23 protein-coding genes are annotated in these 23042 nt (G+C 71.7%); 22 read left to right on the plus strand and 1 reads right to left on the minus strand.

What is annotated here, in order from left to right:
* A partial coding sequence (locus H295_RS44530) for a biotin/lipoyl-containing protein (protein WP_020141369.1) occupies positions 1-476 on the plus strand: 476 nt, incomplete at its 5' end.
* A gap of 60 nt (positions 477-536) precedes the next feature.
* On the opposite strand, the gene H295_RS44945 is transcribed toward H295_RS44530, so the two are convergent.
* Positions 537-1394 carry a hypothetical protein gene (locus H295_RS44945; protein WP_020141370.1) on the minus strand — a complete coding sequence of 286 codons (858 nt, stop codon included), beginning with the start codon at positions 1392-1394 and terminating at the stop codon, positions 537-539.
* Between the two features lie 240 nt (positions 1395-1634).
* Between H295_RS44945 and H295_RS0142035 the strand changes: the two genes are divergently transcribed.
* From H295_RS0142035 to H295_RS0142135, 21 genes are all read left to right on the plus strand, one after another.
* Complete coding sequence (locus H295_RS0142035; protein ID WP_020141371.1) at positions 1635-2984, plus strand: MFS transporter; 1350 nt, start codon at positions 1635-1637, stop codon at positions 2982-2984.
* Positions 2887-3585: a TetR family transcriptional regulator gene (locus tag H295_RS0142040; protein WP_063741217.1), complete on the plus strand. Its 699-nt coding sequence runs from the start codon at positions 2887-2889 to the stop codon at positions 3583-3585. Before H295_RS0142035 ends, H295_RS0142040 begins: the two co-directional genes overlap by 98 nt.
* Before the next feature lie 38 nt (positions 3586-3623).
* Positions 3624-5189 carry an acyl-CoA carboxylase subunit beta gene (locus H295_RS0142045; RefSeq protein ID WP_020141373.1) on the plus strand — a complete coding sequence of 522 codons (1566 nt, stop codon included), beginning with the start codon at positions 3624-3626 and terminating at the stop codon, positions 5187-5189.
* 194 nt (positions 5190-5383) lie between these two features.
* Complete coding sequence (locus H295_RS0142050) at positions 5384-5713, plus strand: TcmI family type II polyketide cyclase (protein WP_020141374.1); 330 nt, start codon at positions 5384-5386, stop codon at positions 5711-5713.
* Entirely contained in the window at positions 5710-6981 is a 1272-nt protein-coding gene (locus H295_RS0142055; RefSeq protein WP_020141375.1) for a beta-ketoacyl-[acyl-carrier-protein] synthase family protein, read from the plus strand. Before H295_RS0142050 ends, H295_RS0142055 begins: the two co-directional genes overlap by 4 nt.
* A complete protein-coding gene (locus tag H295_RS0142060; protein ID WP_028810254.1) occupies positions 6978-8192 on the plus strand; it encodes a ketosynthase chain-length factor in 1215 nt (404 codons plus the stop codon). Before H295_RS0142055 ends, H295_RS0142060 begins: the two co-directional genes overlap by 4 nt.
* A gap of 767 nt (positions 8193-8959) precedes the next feature.
* Positions 8960-9223: an acyl carrier protein gene (locus H295_RS0142065; protein WP_020141377.1), complete on the plus strand. Its 264-nt coding sequence runs from the start codon at positions 8960-8962 to the stop codon at positions 9221-9223.
* A gap of 39 nt (positions 9224-9262) precedes the next feature.
* Positions 9263-10048 (plus strand): 3-oxoacyl-ACP reductase FabG, encoded by a 786-nt coding sequence (gene fabG, locus H295_RS0142070; protein ID WP_020141378.1) that lies wholly within the window; start codon positions 9263-9265, stop codon positions 10046-10048.
* Between the two features lie 21 nt (positions 10049-10069).
* Complete coding sequence (locus H295_RS0142075; protein ID WP_020141379.1) at positions 10070-11005, plus strand: aromatase/cyclase; 936 nt, start codon at positions 10070-10072, stop codon at positions 11003-11005.
* Between the two features lie 43 nt (positions 11006-11048).
* Entirely contained in the window at positions 11049-11867 is an 819-nt protein-coding gene (locus H295_RS44540) for a 4'-phosphopantetheinyl transferase family protein (RefSeq protein ID WP_234021798.1), read from the plus strand.
* Positions 11822-13300, plus strand: a complete 1479-nt coding sequence (locus H295_RS0142085) for an FAD-dependent monooxygenase (protein ID WP_028810255.1) — start codon at positions 11822-11824, stop codon at positions 13298-13300. Before H295_RS44540 ends, H295_RS0142085 begins: the two co-directional genes overlap by 46 nt.
* On the plus strand, positions 13297-15231 hold the full coding sequence (locus H295_RS0142090; RefSeq protein ID WP_020141382.1) for an SDR family oxidoreductase: 1935 nt from the start codon (positions 13297-13299) through the stop codon (positions 15229-15231). Before H295_RS0142085 ends, H295_RS0142090 begins: the two co-directional genes overlap by 4 nt.
* Positions 15232-15269: 38 nt before the next feature.
* The gene (locus H295_RS0142095) at positions 15270-16034 is read left to right on the plus strand and encodes an SDR family oxidoreductase (protein WP_020141383.1); all 765 of its coding nucleotides are present in this window, start codon (positions 15270-15272) and stop codon (positions 16032-16034) included.
* Positions 16031-17263 carry an MFS transporter gene (locus tag H295_RS0142100; protein ID WP_020141384.1) on the plus strand — a complete coding sequence of 411 codons (1233 nt, stop codon included), beginning with the start codon at positions 16031-16033 and terminating at the stop codon, positions 17261-17263. Before H295_RS0142095 ends, H295_RS0142100 begins: the two co-directional genes overlap by 4 nt.
* Positions 17264-17311: 48 nt before the next feature.
* Positions 17312-18343 carry a methyltransferase gene (locus tag H295_RS0142105; RefSeq protein ID WP_020141385.1) on the plus strand — a complete coding sequence of 344 codons (1032 nt, stop codon included), beginning with the start codon at positions 17312-17314 and terminating at the stop codon, positions 18341-18343.
* Positions 18344-18368: 25 nt separating this feature from the next.
* Entirely contained in the window at positions 18369-19049 is a 681-nt protein-coding gene (locus H295_RS44545) for a hypothetical protein (RefSeq protein ID WP_020141386.1), read from the plus strand.
* Between the two features lie 24 nt (positions 19050-19073).
* On the plus strand, positions 19074-20003 hold the full coding sequence (locus tag H295_RS0142115; protein WP_020141387.1) for an LLM class flavin-dependent oxidoreductase: 930 nt from the start codon (positions 19074-19076) through the stop codon (positions 20001-20003).
* Positions 20004-20121: 118 nt separating this feature from the next.
* On the plus strand, positions 20122-20889 hold the full coding sequence (locus H295_RS0142120; RefSeq protein WP_028810256.1) for an SDR family NAD(P)-dependent oxidoreductase: 768 nt from the start codon (positions 20122-20124) through the stop codon (positions 20887-20889).
* A 10-nt stretch (positions 20890-20899) separates the two neighbouring features.
* A complete protein-coding gene (locus H295_RS0142125; RefSeq protein ID WP_020141389.1) occupies positions 20900-21577 on the plus strand; it encodes an antibiotic biosynthesis monooxygenase in 678 nt (225 codons plus the stop codon).
* A 1-nt stretch (position 21578) separates the two neighbouring features.
* Complete coding sequence (locus tag H295_RS0142130) at positions 21579-22370, plus strand: SDR family oxidoreductase (RefSeq protein WP_020141390.1); 792 nt, start codon at positions 21579-21581, stop codon at positions 22368-22370.
* 87 nt (positions 22371-22457) lie between these two features.
* Positions 22458-23039, plus strand: coding sequence for an NADPH-dependent FMN reductase (locus H295_RS0142135; RefSeq protein WP_020141391.1), 582 nt, complete (start codon positions 22458-22460; stop codon positions 23037-23039).
* The last annotated feature ends 3 nt before the right edge of the window (positions 23040-23042 follow it).

Below are 23042 nucleotides of genomic sequence, written 5' to 3' on the forward strand. Positions count from 1 at the left end.
CCGGCAGCACCGACCCGTTCACGGTCCACACCCGCTGGATCGAGACCGAGTTCGTCAACGACATCAAGCCCTTCGCCGCCCCGGCCGACACCGAGGCCGAGGAGGACGGCGACCGCGAGACGATCGTCGTGGAGGTCGGCGGCAAGCGGCTCGAGGTCTCCCTGCCCTCCTCGCTGGGCATGTCGCTGGCCCGCACCGGACTCGCCGCGGGTGCCAAGCCCAAGCGCCGGGCCGCCAAGAAGTCCGGCCCCGTCGCTTCCGGTGACACCCTCGCCTCGCCGATGCAGGGCACGATCGTCAAGATCGCCGTGGAGGAGGGCCAGGAGGTCAAGGAAGGCGACCTCGTCGTCGTCCTCGAAGCGATGAAGATGGAACAGCCCCTCAACGCCCACCGCTCCGGCACCATCAAGGGCCTGACCGCCGAAGTCGGCGCCTCCCTCACCTCCGGCGCCGCGATCTGCGAGATCAAGGACTGACCCGGTGCATGACGAAGGGCTCCTGGCGGTGCGCCAGGAGCCCTTCGCCGTAGGGGAGTTCTAAGCCGCGCGGTGCTTGAGCGACTCGTGGACGTCCGCGGCGTGGTAGTAGGTCCGCCCGGACTCGCTCCGGCGGCGCCACTTCGCGGTGCTCGCATGGCGGTAGACACTGCCCGGTGGCACCGACCACAGCCGGGCGATGTCCGCCGCGGTCACCCAGCGCTCCTCCGGGGAGGAACTGTCCGTCGCCGACGTCGCGTTCAGCCGTCTGCTGAGCTGGAGCCACTCGGGACCGGCCCAGCGATGGGCGGGATTCTCGGTGCAGGTGATGGCGGCCGGCAACCTCGGCTGCCGGGGCCGTACGACCGCGGTGAGGTCACCGGAGCAGCCTGGCTCGACACAGTCGCCCACCGGGACGCGACGGTCCGTCGCCGGGTCGATCACCCCGTGCGCCCGCCGGACCAGCCGCGCCACCTCGGCGGAGACCTCACCGGCGGCCTCGTGCCCGGCGAGCCAGTGGCTGTGCCGGATCAGGAACCGGGCGAGCGGGGCGACCGCACGCCGGGGGCCGGTCAGCCCGAACTCCTCCAGGACCAGACCGGCCCAGGAGCCCAGCACCCCCAGAATCGCGGAACGGGTGTCGGCCGCACGGCAGTTGAAGGGCATCCCGGGCAGCGGGCCACCGGACGTCTTCTCCACGCTCCGCTCGCCGCCGGCCCCGTCGAGGTGCCGTGCGCACTCCTCGTACAGCTCCGGCAGTCGGCGCAGGTCCCGCACCAGGTGCTCGTGGCACGCCGGGCACAGCCGGGTGCCGGGGGCGGCGAGGCGCCGGGCCAGGCCGCCGGACTCACGACGGACACAGGCGGCTCCGGCGCAGGCCGTCGTCGCCACGGGCATACGGATGGTCCCCTGGGTCACCGCGAACTCCTCTGGATGGTTTCCTGCGGACGGGGAAACGCTATTTCCGTAATTCTCCCGGCAGCAAGGTCGTCAGAAGTTCGCCTGTCCTTCGTGACGGAAATCGATGAATTCCCGTACGTGCCTTCACGAAGCATTACAAGGTTTGACCCGGATCTGACACGGGGTTCCTTGACCGGCCGTCGGCGACCGAAGAAGCTTTGATGCAGAGTCCCCCGCCGTGTGCCCACGAAGGACGAGATGAGATCTCCCCTCGCCGGCACGTTCCGGTCCCTGACCATTCGTAATTTCCGGCTGTTCGCGGCGGGACAACTCGTCTCCGTCGCCGGCACCTGGATGATGGTCGTCGCACAGGACTGGCTCGTGCTGTCCCTGACCGGTGACTCCGGGACCGCCCTCGGCCTGGTGACCGCCCTCCAGTTCACCCCCCTGCTGCTGCTCACCCTCTACGCGGGCGGCCTTGCCGACCGCCACGACAAACGCCGGCTGCTGATCGCCGCGAACCTCGCCTCGGCGCTGCTGGCCCTGCTGCTCGGCATGCTCGTGCTGACCGGGCGGGCCGGGCTGTGGCACGTCTGTCTCTTCGCGCTCGCGCTCGGGATCGTCAACTCGGTCGAGGTGCCCGCGCGGATGTCCTTCGTCAGCGAGCTCGTCGGCGCCGACCTGCTGCCCAACGCGTCCGCGCTCAGCGCCGCGTACTTCAACACCGCGCGGGTGGCCGGTCCCGCCGTGGCCGGGCTGCTGATCGACCGGTTCGGAACGGCGGCCGTGATGCTGCTGAACGCGGTCAGCTACCTGGCGACCGTGCTCGCGCTGCGGGCGATGCGGCCGGCCGAGCTGTACCGGGACGGGCGGCGGCCGTCGCGTGCCCCGGTCCTGGACGGCGTACGGCACCTGGCGGGTCGCCGCGACCTGGTGCTGCCGATGGTCCTGGTGGCCGTGGTCGGCCTGCTGGGGCTCAACTTCCAGCTGACGCTGCCGCTCCTCGCCAAGACCGTGTTCCACGCCGACGCGTCCGCGTTCGGCCTGCTCACCACGGCCTTCGCGGCGGGCTCGCTGCTCGCGGCACTCGTCACCACCGGCCGGCGAGGGCGACCCTCCGCAGGTCTCGTGATCGGCGCCGCGCTCGGTTTCGGGGTGCTGGAGTTCGCCGCCGGGCTCGCGCCCACCCTTCGGGTGGCCGCCGCCCTGCTTCTCGGTACCGGCTTCGGGTCCCTGTACTTCGCCCAGGCCGCCAACCACCGCATCCAGCTGGGCAGCGACCCCGGGTACCGGGGCCGGGTCATGGCCCTCTACACCCTGACCCTCCAGGGCACCACGCCCCTGGGCGCCCTTCTGACCGGCGCCCTGACCGAACGCCTCGGCGCCCGCGCGGGACTCCTGGCGGGCGGCGCGGCGACGGCCCTGGCCGCCTCGGCGGCGCTCCTCGTCCAGCTGCGCGGCCGTACCCGTACGTCCCATCAGATCCGTACGTCACACGGAGGAACACACCATGACCATCCAGCAGACAGCGTTCGCGCACGTCCGGACCGGTTCGGCCGAGGAGCGGAGGGCGGTGGTACGGGCGGCACGCGTCGTCTTCGCCCGTGAGGGCTGGGTCCATGCCCAGGTCGCGGACGTCGCGGCGGAGAGCGGGCTCGACCAGGACACGGTCACCCACTACTTCCAGGACAAGGAGCGGCTGCTGCTCACCGTGCTGCTGGAGGGGGCCGCCTCGGTGGCCGCCGCGCTGACCGTCGTCGCCGAGGACCACCTCGCCGAGGTCACCGACCTGGAGCGGGACCTGGTCGTGCTGGGGCACGCGTGGCTGACGCCGCTCGCCGCGTTCCCGGAGCACTTCGCGATCGTCCGGCACCTCGGCGCGGAGGTCACCGGGTGGCCGGCCGGGGTGGTCGAGATGTGGCGGACCGCCGGCCCCCGGCAGGCCACCCGGGAACTGGCCCGCCGACTCGGCCGCCTCGCCGAGCGGGGGCTGCTCGACTTCGGCGACCCCGGCGAGCAGGGCTCCGGATACGACCCGGACCAGGCCGCCGAGCGCGCCGCCGAGCGGTTCATCCAACTGGTCGCCGGGGGTGTGGTTCAGCGCTCCTTCCACGGGGCCCTCCCGCTGGCCGACTACGAGACCGACGCACTCGTCACCGCCGGGGTCGCGGACTTCGTCCGCCTGTACCGGCCCGGGACCGACCGCTGACCGGACCCGTCCCGACGACCCACGGAGGTGGGAACACCATGAGCACACCGCAGGAGTCGATCCGGGCCCGGGTCGACCAGCTGACCGGGATCAAGGAGGCGGCACGGCTGGGCCCGGACCCGGCGGCCACCGAGCGCCAGCACGCCAAGGGCAAGCTGACCGCCCAGGAACGGATCGCCCTGCTCCTGGACAAGGGCTCGTTCAACGAGGTCGAGCCGCTGCGCCGGCACCGGGCCACCGGATTCGGACTGGAGCGCAAGAAGCCCTACAGCGACGGCGTGGTGACCGGCTGGGGCACCGTCAACGGCCGCACGGTCTTCGTCTACGCGCACGACTTCCGGATCTTCGGCGGCGCGCTCGGCGAGGCCCACGCCGAGAAGATCCACAAGATCATGGACCTCGCCGAGGCGGCCGGCGCCCCGCTGGTCTCCCTCAACGACGGGGCGGGCGCCCGCATCCAGGAGGGGGTCACCGCGCTGGCCGGCTACGGCGGCATCTTCCAGCGCAACACCCGCTCCTCCGGGGTCATCCCGCAGATCTCCGTGATGCTCGGCCCGTGTGCCGGCGGCGCCGCCTACTCGCCGGCACTCACCGACTTCGTCTTCATGGTCCGCGAGACCAGCCAGATGTTCATCACCGGGCCCGATGTCGTCAAGGCGGTCACCGGCGAGGAGATCACCCAGAACGGGCTGGGCGGCGCCGATGTCCACGCCGCCACCTCGGGCGTGGCCCACTTCGCCTACGACGACGAGGAGGAGTGCATCGAGGACGTCCGCTACCTGCTCTCGCTGCTGCCCGCCAACAACCGCGAGCTCGCGCCCGTCGAGCGCTCCGGCGACCCCGTCGACCGGCTCAACGACTCACTCCTCGACCTGGTCCCGGCCGCCGCCGGCCAGGCGTACGACATCCGCAAGGTGATCGAGGAGGTCGTCGACGACGGCGAGTACTTCGAGGTCCATCCGCTGTGGGCGACGAACATCGTCTGCGCGTTCGCCCGGCTCGACGGGCACGTCGTCGGAGTCGTCGCCAACCAGCCCGCCGCCATGGCCGGTGTCCTGGACATCGACGCCTCCGAGAAAGGCGCCCGCTTCGTCCAGTTCTGTGACGCCTTCAACATCCCCCTCGTCACCCTGGTCGACGTACCCGGCTTCCTGCCCGGCGTGGACCAGGAGCACAACGGAGTCATCCGGCGCGGCGCCAAGCTGCTGTACGCCTACTGCAACGCCACCGTGCCGCGGATCTCGCTGGTCCTGCGCAAGGCGTACGGCGGCGCGTACATCGTCATGGACTCCCGGTCCATCGGCGCCGACCTGGCGCTGGCCTGGCCGACCAACGAGATCGCGGTGATGGGCGCCGAGGGTGCCGCGAACGTCATCTTCCGGCGGGAGATCAACGCCGCCGAGGACCCCGACGCGTTGCGCGAGCGGCGCATCGAGGAGTACAAGAGCGAGCTGATGCACCCGTACTACGCGGCCGAGCGCGGGCTGATCGACGACGTCATCGACCCGCGGGAGACCCGTACCGTGCTGATCCGCTCCCTGGAGATGCTGCGGGCCAAGCACGCCGACCTGCCCTCGCGGAAGCACGGCAACGCCCCCCAGTGAACACGGAATTGTAGTTCTGGGCCCTATCCTGACGCTGCACCTCTTGAATCCGGGATTCTTTCCGAAGAGGATGTATGTCAGAGTCCGGAGCTTTGTCGCCGAACCTTTCGGCTTGACGCCCACTCTTCCTTTCAAGTCCTTTCGGGTTTTTCCGCCTGCCCTTTTCGGGACTGGACAACTTGGAGAAGAATCGCATGCACAGCAACCTGATCGTGGCCAGGATGGAGCCCGGTGCGGGCGGCCAAGTGGCCGATCTCTTCCAGGCGTTCGACGCCACCGAGATGCCGCACCTGATGGGCACCCGCCGACGCCAGCTCTTCCACTACCGGGGGCTCTACTTCCACCTCCAGGACTTCGACACCGACAACGGTGGCAAGCAGATCGAGGCGGCCAAGACGGACCCGCGCTTCATAGGGATCAGCGAGGACCTGAAGCCCTTCATCGAGGCCTACGACCCGGCGACCTGGCGCTCGCCCGCCGATGCCATGGCCACCCGCTTCTACCACTGGGAGGCGAGCTCGTGAGCGGTCGACGTGTCGTCATCACGGGTCTCGAGGTGCTGGCGCCCGGCGGCGTGGGCACCGACGCGTTCTGGTCCCTGCTCAGCGAGGGCCGCACGGCGACCCGCGGCATCACCTTCTTCGACCCCTCGCCGTTCCGCTCCCGGGTCGCCGCCGAGATCGACTTCGACGCCGAGGCCCACGGGCTGAGCCCCCAGGAGATCCGGCGCATGGACCGCGCCGGCCAGTTCGCGGTGGTCGCCGCCCGCGGCGCCCTCGCCGACAGCGGCCTCGACCTGGAGTCGCACGCCCCGCACCGCGTCGGTGTCACCGTCGGCACGGCCGTAGGGGCGACGATGGGGCTCGACGAGGAGTACCGGGTCGTCAGCGACGGCGGACGGCTCCACCTCGTCGACCACCGCTACGCCGTTCCGCACCTCTACAACCACCTGGTGCCCAGCTCCTTCGCGGCCGAGGTGGCCTGGGCGGTGGGCGCCGAGGGTGCCAACGCGGTGGTGTCCACCGGCTGCACCTCGGGCATCGACTCCATCGGCTACGCCATCGAGCTGATCCGTGAGGGGTCCGCCGACGTCATGGTCGCGGGTGCCACCGACGCCCCGATCTCGCCGATCACCATGGCGTGCTTCGACGCGATCCGGGCGACCACTCCGCGGCACGACGAACCGGAGCGCGCCTCCCGCCCCTTCGACAGCACCCGCAACGGGTTCGTCCTCGGCGAGGGCTCGGCCTTCTTCGTGCTGGAGGAGCTGGAGAGCGCCCGCGCCCGCGGCGCCCGGATCTACGCGGAGATCGCCGGCTACGCGACCCGCAGCAACGCCTACCACATGACCGGACTGCGCCCCGACGGCGCGGAGATGGCCGAGGCGATCCGGGTCGCGCTGGAGGAGGCGCGGATGAACCCGGAGCAGATCGACTACATCAACGCGCACGGTTCCGGCACCAAGCAGAACGACCGGCACGAGACCGCCGCGTTCAAGAAGAGCCTGGGCGGCCACGCCTACGAGACACCGGTGAGCAGCATCAAGTCCATGGTCGGCCACTCCCTGGGGGCCATCGGCGCCATCGAGATCGCCGCGTCGACCCTGGCGATGACGCACCACGTGGTGCCGCCCACGGCCAACCTCCACGAACCCGATCCCGAATGCGATCTCGACTATGTGCCCGTCACCGCCCGGGAGCACCGGACGGATGCCGTACTGACCGTGGGCAGTGGCTTCGGCGGCTTCCAGAGCGCGATGGTGCTGGCCCGGCCGGAGAGGAGCGCCGCATGAGCACCTCAGTAGTGGTGACCGGTCTGGGCGTGGTCGCGCCCAACGGGCTCGGCGCCGAGGAGTACTGGCAGGCCGCCCGCGTCGGCAAGAGCGGGATCGGCCGGATCTCCCGCTTCGACCCTACCCAGTACCCGGCCCGGCTCGCCGGCGAGATCCACGGGTTCGAGGCCGAGGAGCACCTGCCGAGCCGGCTGCTGCCGCAGACCGACCGCATGACCCGGCTCGCGCTCGTCGCCGCCGACTGGGCCCTCGCGGACGCCGGGGTCGATCCCGGGGAGCTGCCCGCCTTCGACATGGGCGTGGTCACCTCCAGTGCCTCGGGCGGCTTCGAGTTCGGCCAGCGCGAGCTGGAACGGCTGTGGAGTCAGGGCAGCGAGTACGTCAGCGCGTACCAGTCCTTCGCCTGGTTCTACGCCGTCAACAGCGGCCAGATCTCCATCCGGCACGGCATGAAGGGCCCGAGCGGAGTCGTCGTCAGTGAGCAGGCCGGCGGTCTGGACTCCGTCGCCCAGGCCCGCCGCCAGGTCCGCAAGGGCACCCCGCTGGTCGTCACCGGGTCCGTCGACGCGTCCCTGTGCCCCTGGGGCTGGGTGGCCCAGCTGACCGGCGGCCGCGTGAGCACCGCGGACGATCCGGCCGGCGCCTATCTGCCCTTCGACCAGCGGGCAGCGGGCCATGTGCCCGGCGAGGGCGGCGCCATCCTCATCCTGGAGCAGGCGGAGGCCGCTCGGGCGCGGGGTGCCAAGGCGTACGGCGAGATCGCGGGCTACGGCGCCACGTTCGACCCGAAGCCCGGCAGCGGACGCCCGCCGGCCCTGCGGTTGGCGATCGAGACGGCCCTTCAGGACGCCGGGATCACCGCGCGCGAGGTGGACGTGGTCTTCGCCGACGGCGCTGCCGTTCCCGAGCTGGACCGCATCGAGGCCGAGGCCCTCAACGCGGTCTTCGGCCGCGGGCAGGTCCCGGTCACCGTGCCCAAGACGACGACCGGCGCGCTGTACTCCGCCGCCGGCGCTCTCGACCTCGCGACGGTCCTCCTCGCGATGGCCGAGGGTCTGATCCCGCCCACGATGAACACGGACCCGGCCCAGGAGTACGGCCTGGACCTCGTCGTCGGCCATCCGCGCACCACCGAGGTCCGCACCGCGCTGGTGCTGGCCCGCGGCCAGGGCGGCTTCAACTCCGCCCTGATCGTCCGCTCCACCGACTGACCCGGCCCCACCGACTGACCCGGCTCCGCCGAGTGACCCGGTCTCGCCGGTCGTCCCGGTTCCGCCGGGTGACCCGGTTCCGTCGGGTGACCTGGCTCCGCCGGTCGACCTGGCTCCGCCGGTCGTCCCGGTTCCGTCGGGTGACCCGGTTCCGTCGGGTGACCTGGCTCCGCCGGTCGACCCGGTTCCGCCGGGTGACCCGGTTCCGTCGGGTGACCCGGTTCCGTCGGGTGACCCGGTTCCGTCGGGTGACCTGGCTCCGCCGGTCGTCCCGGTTCCGCCGGGTGACCCGGTTCCGTCGGGTGACCTGGCTCCGCCGGTCGACCTGGCTCCGCCGGTCGTCCCGGTTCCGTCGGGTGACCCGGTTCCGTCGGGTGACCTGGCTCCGCCGGTCGACCCGGCTCCGCCGACTGACCCGGTTCCGTCGGGTGACCCGGTTCCGTCGGGTGACCCGGCTCCGCCGGTCGACCCGGCTCCGCCGAGTAACCCGGTCCCGCCGGTCGCCTTGGCTCCGCCGACTGACCCGGCTCCGCCGACCGGGGCCCGACCGCCGGGGCCGACCGCCGGTCCCGTCGGACCTGTCGGGTCCGCCGAGCGGTTGCGGCCGCCGCCGTTGCCGCTGGTCAGCACGGTTCGCCTACCGACCGCGGGTCCGGCCGATTCCGACCCCCGCCAGTCGGGCGCGCCTGCCGTGCAGGGCCCCCGGCCGGTCCGCCCCACCGATCCCGGTGACCCCCACCGATCCCGCCGAACTCAAAGGAACTGCCATGGCCGAGAAGGCATTCACCCTCGACGACCTCCGCCGCATCCTCATCGAGGCGGCCGGCGCCGACGAGTCCTACGACCTGGACGGCGACATCCTCGACACCGATTTCGAGGAACTGGGCTACGAGTCGCTGGCCCTGCTGGAGACCGGCGGCCGCATAGAGCGCGAGTACGGCATCTCCCTCGACGAGGAGGTGCTGAGCATCGCGAACACCCCGCGCCTGCTGATCGACACCGTCAACACCGGTCTCGCCTCCCTCGTCTGAGCCGAACGCCCGCATCCACCTCTCCTGGAGACGACAGACATGTCAGAACAGCACAAGCGGGTGGCCCTCGTCACCGGTGCCACCAGCGGGATCGGCCTCGCCGCCGCCCGGCTCCTGGCCGAGCAGGGCCACCGGGTCTTCATCGGTGCCCGCGACGCCGACAACGTCACCGCCACCGTGAAGGAACTGCGCAACGAGGGACTGGAGGTCGACGGCGCCACCGTCGACGTCCGCTCCGCCGACGACGTCCGGGCCTTCGTACGGGCCGCCGTCGAGACCTTCGGAACCGTCGACGTCCTGGTCAACAACGCCGGCCGCAGTGGCGGAGGGGTCACCGCCGACCTCACCGACGAGCTGTGGGACGACGTCCTGGAGACCAACCTCACCAGCGTCTTCCGGCTGACCCGCGAAGTCCTCAACGCGGGCGGGATGCGACACAAGGAGCGCGGCCGGATCATCAACATCGCCTCCACGGCCGGCAAGCAGGGCGTGGTGCTCGGGGCGCCGTACTCGGCCTCCAAGCACGGGGTCGTCGGCTTCACCAAGGCGCTCGGCAACGAGCTGGCCCCCACCGGCATCACCGTCAACGCGGTCTGCCCCGGCTATGTGGAGACCCCCATGGCCCAGCGGGTACGGCAGGGCTACGCGGCCGCCTACGACACCAGCGAGGAGGCCATCCTGGAGAAGTTCCAGGCCAAGATTCCGCTGGGCCGCTACTCCACCCCCGAGGAGGTGGCGGGCCTGGTCGGCTACCTGGCCTCCGACACGGCGGCCTCCATCACCGCGCAGGCGCTCAACGTCTGCGGCGGACTCGGCAACTTCTGACCCTCCCTAGGAGAGCTGACCATGACCATCCGTGAGGTCGAGCACGACATCGCCGTGGCCGCCCCGGCCGAGACGGTGTACCGGCTGCTCGCCGAGGTGGAGAACTGGCCGCGGATCTTCCCGCCGACCATCCATGTCGAGCACGTCGAACGCGGGGCGCGCGAAGAGCGGATCCAGATCTGGGCGACCGCCAACGGCGAGGCCAAGAACTGGACTTCGCGCCGCGTCCTGAACCCTGACGGCCTGCGTATCGACTTCCGCCAGGAGGTGTCCACGCATCCGGTGGCCACCATGGGCGGTGCCTGGATCATCGAGCCCCTGTCGGCGACCGAGTCCAGGATCCGGTTGCTGCACGACTACCGGGCCGTGGACGACGACCCCGGTCACCTGGCGTGGATCGACGAGGCCGTCGACCGCAACTCCCGCTCGGAGCTGGCCGCGCTGCGCACCAACGTCGAGCGGGCCCACGCCGAGGCGGATCTGACCTTCTCCTTCGAGGACTCCGTCGACATCGCCGGAGCGGCCAAGGACGTCTACGACTTCGTCAACGAGGCGCACCTGTGGTCCGAGCGGCTGCCGCACGTGGCCACGGTACGGCTGACCGAGGACACTCCCGGCCTGCAGACCCTGGAGATGGACACCCGCGCCCAGGACGGCTCGGTCCACACCACCAAGTCGTACCGGGTGACGTTCCCGCACCACAGGATCGCCTACAAGCAGGTGACCCTGCCGGCGCTGATGACGCTGCACACCGGCTACTGGACGTTCGCCGAGACCGCTTCCGGCACCACCGCGTCCTCCCAGCACACGGTCACGCTCAACACCGGCAACATCGCCCGGATCCTCGGAGAGGACGCCACCGTCGCCGACGCGCGCGCCTACGTGCACAACGCGCTCAGCACCAACAGTAGGGCCACCCTCGGCCACGCGAAGGCCCATGCCGAGGCACGGCGCTGAACCAGGTGCGGTCCGACCTTCCCGCGCACTCCCGGTGGCCTCCGTGCTGCGCGAGCCACCGGAACTCTCGCTGTGGCTGCTGCGCTCACCGCTCCCCGGCAGTGCCGCGGCGGCCCGGCTGGCGGTGCGCGAACTCGACGCCGCCGAGGCACGGCGGGCGGAGTTGTTCGTCCGGCCCGTGGACCGGGTGCAGTACCTGTCGGCGCACATCGCGCTGCGCCGCATCCTCGCCGCCGCCACCGGCTTCCCGCCCGAGCGGCTGCTGCTGGGGCCGGAGCGCGGCTCCGCGCGCTCACCCCGCACCGGCCGGCCCGTGCTGCGGGATCCGCCCGTGCCGCTGCACTTCTCGCTCTCGCACAGCCACGGGCTGATCCTGATCGGCACCGCGGCGAGCGCCGTCGGCGTCGACGTGCAGCGCACCCCGGCGAGCGAGGCGGTGCAGGTGTGCGGGCCCGCCCTGCACCCGGCGGAGTGGCGCGAACTGCTCGCACTGCCCGAGGAGTTCAGGCCCGCGTCCTTCGCGCGGCTGTGGACCCGCAAGGAGGCCTACCTGAAGGGCCTGGGCACGGGCCTCGGCCGTCGGCCGGGCCTGGACTACCTGGGGACCGCAACCGACGCGGACGCCCCGCCCGGCCCGGTCGGCTGGATCGTGCGGGACGTGCAGGTCGGTCCGCACCACGCCGCCGCTGCCGCCCTGGCCGTCGCCACCGAGCCGCTCATCACGCTGCGCACCCTCCCGGTGGCGTGTCTGTACGACGGCGCGGGGGAACTGCCGCTGTCCGCGGCTCCGCTACTGGCACAGAGAAGGAGAGGTTCATGGACGCTTCGGTGGTCATTGTTGGAGCAGGGCCCGCCGGGCTGATGCTCGCCGGGGAACTGCGCCTCGCGGGCATCGACGTCGTGGTGCTGGAACGGCACCGCGAGCGCACCGGGGAGTCCCGGGGGATCGGTCTGACCATCGGCACCATGGAGGTGTTCGACCAGCGCGGACTGCTGCGCCGGCTCGGGCCCTACGAGACCGGGGGCATGGGCCACTTCGGCGGGCTGCCGCTGGACATGGGTGTCCTCGGGTCGGCCCACGAGGCGGCGCGTACCGTCCCGCAGTCGGTGACCGAACAGGCCCTGGAGTCCTGGGCGGGTGAACTCGGCGCGGACATCAGGCGGGGGCACGAGTTCCTGTCGTACCGGGAGACGGCCGACGGTGTGACGGTGACCGTGCGGCACGAGGACGGCGAGACCCGGCTGTCCGCCCGCTACCTGGTCGGCTGTGACGGCGGGCGCAGCCTGGTGCGCAAGGCGGCCGGGTTCGACTTCCCCGGCACGGCCGCCACGACGGAGATGCTGCTGGCCGACGTGCGCGGGGTCGATCTGGAGCCCAGGATGACCGGGCAACAGGTCGGCGGCGGGTTCGTGATGGTGGCCAAGCTGGCGGGCGGGATCCACCGGATCATCGTCGGCGAGCACGGCATCCCGCCGCAGCGGCGCACCGGCCCGCCCGCCTTCGCCGAGGTCGCCGACCTGTGGAAGCGGCTCACCGGCGGCGACGTCTCGCACGCCGAACCGGTGTGGGTCAGCGCTTTCGGCAACGCCACCCGGCAGGTCACCGAGTACCGGCGCGGCCGTGTCCTGCTGGCGGGCGACTCCGCCCACGTGCATCTTCCCGCGGGCGGTCAGGGCATGAACACCAGCGTCCAGGACTCCCACAACCTCGGCTGGAAGCTTGCGGCGGTGCTGCGCGGCGACGCCCCCGGGGAACTGCTCGACACCTACCACTCCGAGCGGCACGAGGTGGGCCGGGCACTGCTCGCCAACACCCGCGCACAGAGCCTGCTGGTGCTCGGCGGCGAGGAGGCCCAGCCGCTGCGGGACGTCCTGTCCGAGCTGCTCCGCTACCCCGAGGTGGTCCGCCACCTGGCCGCCCGGGTCAGCGGTCTGGACATCCGCTACGACGTCGGCGGGGGTCCGAGCCCGCTGCTCGGGCGCCGGCTCCCGCACCTGCCGGTGACCACGGCCGACGGCCGCCGGACCAGCAGCACGGCCCTTCTGCGCGCCGGCCGGGGCGTGCTCCTCGACCTCGACGACAACGCCGTGCTGCGCCGCCGCGCGCAGCCCTGGCGCGACCGCGTCGACCTCGTCACGGCCACCCCCGACACCCTGCCCGAGGGCAGCCCCCTGACCGGCACGACGGCGGTGCTGCTGCGCCCGGACGGCTACGCCGCCTGGGCGGCACCCGGGAGCCACCGCACCCTGGACTCCGCTCTGGAGCGCTGGTTCGGCCCGGGACGGCACCGGTGACCCGTTACGACGTCGTCGTGGTCGGCGCCGGGCCCGTCGGGCTGTTCCTCGCCGCCGAACTGCGCGCGGGCGGTGCCCGGGTCGTCGTTCTGGAGCGGCTGTCGGAACCGAGTGGCGAGTCACGGGCGTCGGTCCTGCACGCACGGACCATGGAGATCTTCGCCGACCGCGGCTTCCTGCCCCGGCTCGGCGAACTCCCCGCCCTGGGCCCCGGCCACTTCGGCGGACTGCGCCTCGATCTCACCGCGGCCGACCCGGAGCACCCCTACGCGGGCCAATGGGAGTGTCTCCAGCACCACTTGGAGGCCGGGCTCCAGTCCTGGGCGCTCGACCTGGGCGCCGAGATCCGGCGTGGCCACACGGTGACCGGCCTGCGGGAGACCGACGCCGGCGTCCGGGTGGAGGTGCGCGGGGACGGCCGTAGGACATACGAGCTCGTAGCGGCGTACGCCGTCGGCTGCGACGGCGAGCACAGCGTCGTGCGGGAACTCGGCGGGTTCGAGTTCGCCGGACGCGAGGCCGACAAGGTGATGCTGCGGGCCGACATCGCGGGCATCGACCTCGACGACCGGCGTCTGCAGCGGTTCGCCGACGGTGTCGCCACCGCCTACCGCCGGCCCGACGGCACCACCCGGCTCATGGTCCACCGGTTCGGCCCACAGCCCACCGGTGAGGTGACCTTCGAGCAGGTCGCCGACGCGTGGGCCGCTGTGACCGGCGAGGACATCCGGCACGGGCGGCCGGTCTGGCTCAACCGCTTCGACAACGCCTCCCGGCAGGTCACCGCATACCGGCGAGGCCGGGTGCTGCTCGCCGGTGACGCCGCGCACCGCCAGATGCCGGTCGGCGGGCAGGCCGTCAACCTCGGCCTCCAGGACGCGGCGGCCCTCGCCCCGCTGCTCGCCGACGTGGCCACCGGACGCGGCCGGCCCGCCCTGCTCGACACCTACCACGCCGAGCGCCACCCCGTGGGCGCCCGGACGCTGGCCAACATCCGGGCCCAGGCCCAGCTGCTGTTCGGCGGTGAGGAGGTCACCGCGCTGCGGGACGTGTTCGGCGAACTGCTGGCCGTCGCCCCCGTACGCCGGCACCTCGCCCGCATGATCAGCGGCCTCGACGTGCCGCAGCGGCCCCGGCCGCACCCCCACCCACCAGGAAGGGCAACCGTGGACAGGCTCACCGACAAGACGGCCCTCGTGACCGGCTCCAGCCGCGGCATCGGCCGGGCGACGGCGATCCGGCTCGCCCGGGAGGGCGCGCTGGTCGCGGTGCACTACACGGCCGACGAACAGGCCGCCGCCGAGACCGTCGAACACATCGAGAAGGAGGGCGGCAGCGCCTTCACGGTCCGCGCCGAACTCGGCGTCCCCGGTGACGTGCACGAACTGTTCCTGGGGCTCGAACGCGGTCTCAAGGAGCGCACCGGCGAGACCCGCCTCGACATCCTCGTCAACAACGCGGCCGTGACGTCCACCGGTTCGGCGCCGGAGGACCTCACCCCCGAGGAGTTCGACCGCTACTTCGCCGTCAACGCGAAGGCGCCCTACTTCCTCGTGCAGCGTGCCCTCGAACAGATGCCGAGCGGCGGCCGCATCATCAACGTCACGACCGGCGTCACCCGCACCTCGGTCCCGGACCAGGTCGCCTACGCCATGACCAAGGGCGCGATCGAACAGCTCACCTTCCAGCTGGCCCGTCTCCTCGCGGCGCGCGGCATCACCATCAACAGTGTCGCGCCGGGCATCACCGACAACGGCGGCGCGATCTTCGACAACCCCGACGCCGTCGCGGCGATGGCGAAGTTCTCCGCCTTCAACCGGGTCGGTGAGGCCGGCGACGTCGCCGACGTCATCACCTTCCTGACCACCGACGAGGCCCGCTGGATCACCGGCGCCTTCATCGACGCCACCGGCGGCACCCTGCTCGGCTGAACCGCCGCAGCCCCGCACCGACCAGTGAGAGGGAACCCATGTCCGTCGACACCGCGCGCGTCGCCGTCGTCACCGGAGGAAACAAGGGGATCGGCCGGGAGATCGTCCGGCAGCTCGCCGAACGCGGTCTGACCGTCCACCTGGGCGCCCGCGACGAGGAGCGGGGCCGCGCGGCCGCCGGCGCGCTGCGCGCCGACGGTCTCGACGTGCGGTTCCTGCACCTCGACGTCATGGACGAGACCTCCGTCGCGCTCGCCGCCAAACGGCTCCAGGACGAACACGGCATGCTGCACGTCCTGGTCAACAACGCCGGCATCGGCGGCCCCATGAGGCCGCCCAGCCAGACCCCCGCCCAGGAGGTGCGCGCGGTCTACGAGACCAACGTGTTCGGCGTCGTCACCGTGACCAACGCCCTGCTGCCGCTGCTGCGCCGGGCCCCGTCCGCCCGGATCGTCAACGTCAGCAGCGCGATCGGCTCGCTGTCCGCGGCCGCCGCCAACCACGATCCGACCGGCGTGCACCCGCCCGGCGAGTTCCCGGTCATGCTGTCGTACGCCACCTCCAAGAGCGCGCTCAACGCGGTCACCCTGACCTACGCCAACGAGCTGCGGGGCACCGGCATCCTCGTCAACGCGGCCTCCCCGGGCTTCGTCGCCACCGACATCAACGGGCACCACGGAGTCCTCACCCCCGAGCAGGGAGCCCGCATTCCGGTGCTGCTCGCCACGCTCGACGACGACGGGCCCACCGCCGCCTTCCTCGGCGAGGACGGGACGCCCGAGGGCCAGGTGCTGGACTGGTGACCTCGACGCTCGCCGACCCGCCGCAGCTGCGCGGCGGCTGGGACGTACGGCAGTGGACCCGTCTGCTGGTGCTGTCCGGGAACATGCTGCTGGACGCCGTCGAGGTGTCCGTCGTCCTCATCGCCCTGCCCGCGATCGCCGCGCGGTTCTCCCTGACGCCGTGGGGCGCCCAGTGGCTGATGAGCGGCTTCGCGCTAGGCTTCGCCACCCTGCTGCTGCTCGGGCCCGCGCTCTGCGCCCGTCTCGGGCGGCGGCGCGTCTATCTGGGCGCCATGCTCGTGTTCGGCCTGGCATCGGTGGCCGGCGGCTTCGTCGCGGGTCCCGCGCTCCTGATCGCCGTCCGGGTCGTCAAGGGCTGCTGCGCGGCCCTGACCGCACCGACCGGCCTCGCCCTCATCAACGAGCTGTTCACCGAAGGGCCCGAGCGGCGGCGGGCGTTGACGGTCTACTCGCTGTTCGGCGCGGCCGGCTTCACGGCCGGTCTGCTCCTGGCGGGCGCGCTGCCGGAGTCCGCCTGGCGCTGGGTGTTCGTCTTCCCGGCACCGGTCGCCCTGGTCCTGCTGCTGGGCGGGCTGTACGTCCTGCCCGACCCCCGCACCGACGGCCGCGGCTCCCGTGCGCGGACCGGGCCGGCCGGCGGCCCGCACCGGCTGCCGCGTCCCGGCCTTCTGAAGCGGGGTTCGCTGCTGCGCTCCGCGCTGGGGGCGGCCTCGCTCAACGGCACGTATCAGGGGCTGCTCCTGCTGCTGGTCTTCCAGCTGCGGGACGAGTTCGGCTGGTCGCCCTGGCGGACCGCGCTCGCGCTGTTGCCCGCCTGCGTTCCGCTCGCGCTGACGGTGCCCTTCGCGGGCCGGTTCATCGCCCGGTACGGGACCCGCAGGCTCATCACGCTCGGCGCGCTCTTCCCGCTGCTCGGCTACGGCCTCTACCTCGCCCGGCCCGACGGCAGCCCCTACGCCGTCGGCCTGCTGCCCACCCTGCTGCTCGTCGAGGCCGGTTTCTGCTGCGCGTTCGTCGCCCTGAACGCGCAGGCGACCGCGGGATTCGACCCGGCGGAGCGGGGCGCGGCCGTGTCGCTGTACCAGACCTGCGTACAGCTCGGCGCCGGAGTGCTGCTGCCGCTCGTCGGGCTGCTCCTGACCCACGGCGACGGGCCGCGACCCGCGCTGGCGCTCGTCACCGCGGTCGGGGCACTGGGCCTGGCCGCCGCGCTCGTCCGCCGTCCCTGACCCACCCGACCCGTTCACCCGTTCATCGTCCAAGGAGGCTTACCGACCATGGCCGTCGAATCGCCCGAGAGCCCCGTGAACCCCGGACCGATCATGGGGCTCATCCTCGGCTCCTGGCAGTCCCGGATCCTGCTGGCCGCCGTAGAGCACGACGTCTTCACCGAACTGTCCAAGGGAGGGGCGACCTCCGACGAGCTCGCCGACCGCCTGGGCCTCGTCCCGCGCGGCACCAACGACCTGCTCGCCGGCCTCGTCCACCTCGGTCTGCTGGAGACCGCGGACGGCCGCTTCACCAACTCAGCCGTCACCGACGCCTTCCTGGTCCGCGGCCGCCCGGCCTACCTCGGCGGTTATCTCCACTTCTGCGAGCAGGAGCTCAACCCCGCCTGGAACGGCCTGGCCGACTCCCTGCGCACCGGAAAACCGCAGAACCAGGCCGCGGTCGCCGGCAACCCGTACGACACCCTGTACGCGGACGCCGAGGCCACCGACGGGTTCCTGGACAGCATGGACCTGCTCAACGCGCCGATCGCGGCCGCCCTGAGCGGCTTCGACTGGAGCGGCTTCACCTCCTTCGTCGACATCGGCGGCGCCCGCGGCAACTTCGCCCACCAGGTGGTCACCCGCAACCCGCACCTCAAGGGCGCGGTGTTCGACCTGCCGCCGCTGGAGGACGCCTTCGAGCGGCACATGGACCGGCTCGGTGCCACCACCACGCCCGTCACCTTCCACGGCGGCGACTTCTTCAAGGACGACCTGCCCAAGGCCGATGCGCTGGTCTTCGGCCATGTTCTGCACAACTGGGGCGTGGAGGACCGGCTCACGCTCCTGAAGCGGGCCTACGACGCCCTGGAACCGGGCGGCGCCGTACTCGTCTACGACCCCATGGCGGGCGGCCAACAGCCCTCGATGCACGGGGCGTTGGCGGGTCTGACCATGCTCGTGTGGTCGCGCGGCGGTCACGAGTACACCGCTGACGAACTGCACGGCTGGCTGCGCGAGGCGGGCTTCTGGCCGGAGACCGTCGAGGTCGAGGGCCTGCACGAGGACGTTCTGGTCATCGGTCGCAAGGCCGCGTAGCCCACGAGAACCTAGGAGTTCGACGATGCCCACCGTGTCGGACGTCCGGCCGTCCATAGGCCGCCCCGACGTCACCACAGCACTGGTAGAGGAAGCGGTCCTCGGCGATCCCGCCCGCGTCGAGGCCGCCGCGGCCGCGGTGGTCGCGCAGTGGGAGTCCGCCGCGTGGCCGGCCGGCCTGCTCTCCCTGACCCTGTTCACCGGCACCGACGGCACGTCGCTGCTGACCTACGCCCAGTGGTCCACGGACGGCGGTTCCGAGGAGGCCCTGCGCACCGCATTCGCCGCCCTGCGTCCCGACTGGCGGACGCTGGGGTTCGAACCGGGAGAGCCCCGGGCGTTCACCCTGTACCGCCGGGTGCAACCCACCGTGCTGCCGGACCCGTTGCCGCCGGTCGGCTGCTATCCGGCCGCCTTCTTCTCCATGAACGGCGACGACACGGCCCGGAGTTGGACCGACGGGCTGCTCGGCACCGAGGAGAAGACGGTGGGCGAGGACCGCGCCTACCCGGGCGCGATCGCCGCCAACTTCCATGTCTCCGCGGACGATTCCGGGATCTTCCTGCTCTCCGAGTGGGCTTCGGAGGCCGAGGCCCTCGTCCACATCAAGGCCGAGATCGAACCCCTCCTGGAGTACATGGGTCAGGCTGAGGCGGGGGCCGGCCGTCGTTACGTCTTCCACGCGCTCGTCACCGCGGCCGGCTGACGAATATCGAACAAAGTGAAAGGCGTGACCTTGACTACACGGTCTGCACCCGAGGTCGTCTTCGGCTTCGGCGCGCACAGCACCATCGACGAGGCGCCGGAGCTGCTCGCCATGGCCGAACTGGCCGACCGCGAGGGCCTCGACCTCTTCTCCCTGTCGGACCACCCCTACATCGGGGCCCGTCTGGACGCGTACGCCACCGTCGGGTTCGTCGTCGGACGCACCCGGCGGCTGGCCGGATTCGCCAATGTGACCAACGTGCCGCTGAGGCCCCCCGCCATGCTGGCGCGCACGGTGACCACGCTCTCCGCACTGTCCGGCGGCCGGATCGTGCTCGGTTTCGGTGCCGGCGGGCTGTGGGAGCGGATCTCCGACATGGGCAGAGACCCCCTCACCCCGAGCGAGGCCGTGGCGGCCTTCGAGGAGGCGGTCGTCCTCATCAGGAAACTGTCGGGTGGCGGCTCGCCGGTCACCTTCGAGGGCAGCCACTACCGGGTGAACCAGATCGAGCCCGCGCCGGTGGCCGCGCCCCCGGTGTGGACGGGGTCGGTGGGCCGCAAGTCGCTGGCCGCCACCGGCCGGGTGGCGGACGGCTGGATTCCCGGCCACGCGGCGGACTGGCTCAGTCCGCGCTACCGCGAGTCGCGGCCGGTCATCGACGAGGCCGCCGCGGCCGTCGGCCGGGACCCGGGCGAGGTCCGTACCGTCTTCAACTTCCCCGGCCGCATCACGGAGCAGCCGCTGCCCGCCACCCGTGACCGGGACGGCCGCTGGATCGGCGGCAGCGTGGACCAGTGGGTCGAGGAGCTGACCGGCGCGATCCTCGACCACGGGGCGTCGGGTTTCATGCTCTTCTCCCCGCGCGGTGGCACGCCCGACATGGCCTCCCTCGGCCACTGGGCCGGTGAGATCGTGCCCGCGATCCGCGAGGCGGTCGCCAAGCACCAGGACTGAGCCCGCTTTCTCGTCTCGTGCGAAGGCCGGCCGTGAGGACCACCTCACGGCCGGCCTTCGCATGTCAGGACCCGTACGCATCAGTCGATTCGATTTCGTATCTCCCGAAGGGTTTTCAATGAGCAGGCTGGAGAACAGGACGGCGTTGGTCACCGGCGCCAGCCGGGGCATCGGGCGCGGGATCGCGCTGCGGCTCGCCCAGGACGGTGCCGTCGTCGCCGTGAACTACACGAACAACGAGGCTGCCGCGAAGGAGACCGTGGCGCTGATCGAGGAGGCCGGCGGCCGCGCCTTCACCGTGCAGGCGAGCCTCGGCGAGGCCGGAGCCGTCGAGAAGCTGCTGGACGGGGTGCGGGCCGGCCTGACCGAGCTCACCGGGTCCGCCACCCTGGACATCCTGATCAACAACGCCGCCGCCACCGGGTTCGCCGGCGCGGGTCCGAGCTCGGTCACCGAGGAGATCCTCGACAACTGCTACGCCATCAACGCCAAGGCGCCCTTCCTGCTCATCCAGAAGGCGCTGGAGCTGATCCCCGACGGCGGCCACATCGTCAACATCTCCTCCGGCGTCACGCACGCCGCGTTCCCCATCCAGATCGCCTACGCGATGAGCAAGGCCGCCCTGGAGCAGATCACCCTGCACATGGCTCCGGTCCTGGCGCCCCGCAACATCACCATCAACACCGTCGCGCCGGGCATCACCAACAACGGCGACCCGGTCTTCGACAACCCCGAGGCGGTCGAGCAGATGTCAGCGCTGTCGGCCTTCAAGCGGGTCGGAGAGGTCTCGGAGGTCGCTGACATCGTCGCGTTCGTCGCCTCCGACGAGGCCCGCTGGATCACCGGTTCGTTCGTCGACGCCACCGGCGGCACCCTACTCGGCTGAGGAGCCCCGCATGAGCAGCGAGATTCAGTCGGCTGTGGGCTTCGCCCACGCCAGGCCCGAGAAGGCGGAGGAACTGGCCACCCTCCTGGTCTCCTTCGCGGAGCGGTCCCGGAACGAGGAGGGCTGCCTGGGAAGCTGGATCAACCAGGACGCCGACGACCCCACCCTCTTCGTCTTCTACGAGATCTGGGCCACCCGCAAGGACCTGGCCCGCCATATCGCCCAGCCGTACATGAAGGAGTTCCTGGCCGGGCGGGACGCGTACCTGGCCAAGGAACTGGAGGTGCGCCCCCTGCACCTCACCGGCCCGGCCGAGGAGGCCGCCGAACCCGCCGACCCGGCCGAGATGAACCAGCGGTACCTGGACGCCTACGCCGCCCGCGACGTCGACGCGATCATGGCGGTGTACGCGCCCGGCGCGGCCGCGGTCTGGGAGCCCGGCAAGGCCGTCAGCGGTGACGAACACCGGGCCGCCGTCACCGAGTTCCTCAAGCGGGAGCCGAAGCTGTCGGCGACGGTCCGCGAGAGCTACGTCGCCGGCGACACCGCCGCGCTCGTCGTCGACTGGAGCATCGAGGTGCCCGGGTCGCCGGAGATGACCGGCACCGGACGCGGACTCGACGTCCTGAAGAAGAACGCCCGCGGCGAGTGGCGTTACGTCATCACCAACCCGTTCGGGAGTCAGTGACATGAGGATCGAAGGCAGTGTCGCCGTTGTCACCGGTGCCGCGAGCGGCATCGGCAAGGCGATCGCGGAGCAGCTGGCCCTCGCCGGCGCCCGTGGGGTCGTCGTCTCCGACATCGACGCCGAGGGCGCCGAGAAGGTCGCCGCCGGCATCGGCGCCGACAAGGCGATCGCGGTGCGGGCCGACGTGGCCGACGAGGCCTCCGTCCAGGCGCTCGTCGAGCGGGCCCGGGAACGGTTCGGCGATGTCGACCTGTTCGTCTCCAACGCGGGTCTCACGGTCACCGGCAGCTTCGACGCCTCGGACGAGGACTGGAAGAACGCCATGATCGTCAACATGATGTCGCACGTGTACGCGGCGCGTGCGGTGCTTCCGGCGATGCTGGAGAACGGTCGGGGACATCTGCTCCAGACCATCGCCGCCTGCGGTGTCCTCACCGCGTTCGGCGCGGCTCCCTACGCGGTCGCCAAACAGGGTGCCGTGGCCTTCGCCGAGTACCTGGCCGTCGAGTACGGCCACCGGGGCATCGGCGTCTCCTGCCTGATGCCGCAGGCGGTCAACACCCCGATGCTGGCCGCCAGTGTCAGCAGCAACGAGCAGCTGGCCCTGCTGAAGGAGCACTCCGAGGTTCTGGAACCCGAGCAGGTGGCCGAGGCCGCGCTCGCCGGGATCGAGGAGAACCGGATGCACATCTTCACCCACCAGGGCTCTGCCGACTCCTTCCGGCAGCGTGCCGACGACGCCGACAAGTGGGTGGCGCAGATGCGCGCGATCCGCCACGGCGGCCGCCCCTGACACCCGCCGGGCCGACCGCCGACACCGGTGCGGGGTGCCACCGCGCACCCCGCACCCGTTTGCCGCCCCTGCACAGGAAGGAACGTCATGTCCGAGGAAACACTGCGGCTCGCCGTGATCATCGGTTCGTCCCGCGAGGGCCGCACGGGCCCGGCCGTCGCGCGCTGGTTCGTCGAGGAGGCCGAGTCCTGCGCCATGTTCGAGCTCGACGTGCTGGACCTGGCCGACGTCGACCTGCCGATGACCCTGACGCAGGCCCCCGGCGGCGAGTCGGCCGCACTGCTGGCCTCCGTCGCCGAACGGCTCGACCGTGCCGACGCGTTCGTCGTGATCACACCCGAGTACAACCACAGCTTCACCGCCCCCCTGAAGAACCTGATCGACTGGCACCGCACCCAGTGGTACGCCAAGCCGGCCGGCTTCGTCTCCTACGGCGGCCTGTCCGGCGGCCTGCGTGCCGTGGAGCAGCTGCGTCAGGTCTTCGCCGAACTGCACGCCACGACGATCCGGGACACGGTCAGCTTCCACAACGTCTGGCAGCACGTCGGCGAGGACGGCTCGCTGCGCGCTCCCGACGCCGCCGTGCCCGCCAAGATCATGCTCGAAAAGCTCCACTGGTGGGCGGCCGCCCTCCGGGACGCGCGCGTCCGGCGCCCCTACGCCGCCTGAGAG

It is taken from the genome of Streptomyces sp. 351MFTsu5.1 (assembly GCF_000383655.1).
Taxonomy (GTDB): domain Bacteria; phylum Actinomycetota; class Actinomycetes; order Streptomycetales; family Streptomycetaceae; genus Streptomyces; species Streptomyces griseorubiginosus.

What these genes read in the sequence shown, in the direction of transcription:
- H295_RS0142060 (WP_028810254.1), top strand. Translation starts at nt 6,978, where the DNA reads ATGAGCACCTCAGTAGTGGTGACCGGTCTGGGCGTGGTCGCGCCCAAC.
- H295_RS0142065 (WP_020141377.1), top strand. Translation starts at nt 8,960, where the DNA reads ATGGCCGAGAAGGCATTCACCCTCGACGACCTCCGCCGCATCCTCATC.
- H295_RS0142050 (WP_020141374.1), top strand. Translation starts at nt 5,384, where the DNA reads ATGCACAGCAACCTGATCGTGGCCAGGATGGAGCCCGGTGCGGGCGGC.
- H295_RS0142130 (WP_020141390.1), top strand. Translation starts at nt 21,579, where the DNA reads ATGAGGATCGAAGGCAGTGTCGCCGTTGTCACCGGTGCCGCGAGCGGC.
- H295_RS44545 (WP_020141386.1), top strand. Translation starts at nt 18,369, where the DNA reads ATGCCCACCGTGTCGGACGTCCGGCCGTCCATAGGCCGCCCCGACGTC.
- fabG (WP_020141378.1), top strand. Translation starts at nt 9,263, where the DNA reads ATGTCAGAACAGCACAAGCGGGTGGCCCTCGTCACCGGTGCCACCAGC.
- H295_RS0142075 (WP_020141379.1), top strand. Translation starts at nt 10,070, where the DNA reads ATGACCATCCGTGAGGTCGAGCACGACATCGCCGTGGCCGCCCCGGCC.
- H295_RS0142105 (WP_020141385.1), top strand. Translation starts at nt 17,312, where the DNA reads ATGGCCGTCGAATCGCCCGAGAGCCCCGTGAACCCCGGACCGATCATG.
- H295_RS0142125 (WP_020141389.1), top strand. Translation starts at nt 20,900, where the DNA reads ATGAGCAGCGAGATTCAGTCGGCTGTGGGCTTCGCCCACGCCAGGCCC.
- H295_RS0142095 (WP_020141383.1), top strand. Translation starts at nt 15,270, where the DNA reads ATGTCCGTCGACACCGCGCGCGTCGCCGTCGTCACCGGAGGAAACAAG.
- H295_RS0142035 (WP_020141371.1), top strand. Translation starts at nt 1,635, where the DNA reads ATGAGATCTCCCCTCGCCGGCACGTTCCGGTCCCTGACCATTCGTAAT.
- H295_RS0142085 (WP_028810255.1), top strand. Translation starts at nt 11,822, where the DNA reads ATGGACGCTTCGGTGGTCATTGTTGGAGCAGGGCCCGCCGGGCTGATG.
- H295_RS0142135 (WP_020141391.1), top strand. Translation starts at nt 22,458, where the DNA reads ATGTCCGAGGAAACACTGCGGCTCGCCGTGATCATCGGTTCGTCCCGC.
- H295_RS0142040 (WP_063741217.1), top strand. Translation starts at nt 2,887, where the DNA reads ATGACCATCCAGCAGACAGCGTTCGCGCACGTCCGGACCGGTTCGGCC.
- H295_RS0142045 (WP_020141373.1), top strand. Translation starts at nt 3,624, where the DNA reads ATGAGCACACCGCAGGAGTCGATCCGGGCCCGGGTCGACCAGCTGACC.
- H295_RS0142120 (WP_028810256.1), top strand. Translation starts at nt 20,122, where the DNA reads ATGAGCAGGCTGGAGAACAGGACGGCGTTGGTCACCGGCGCCAGCCGG.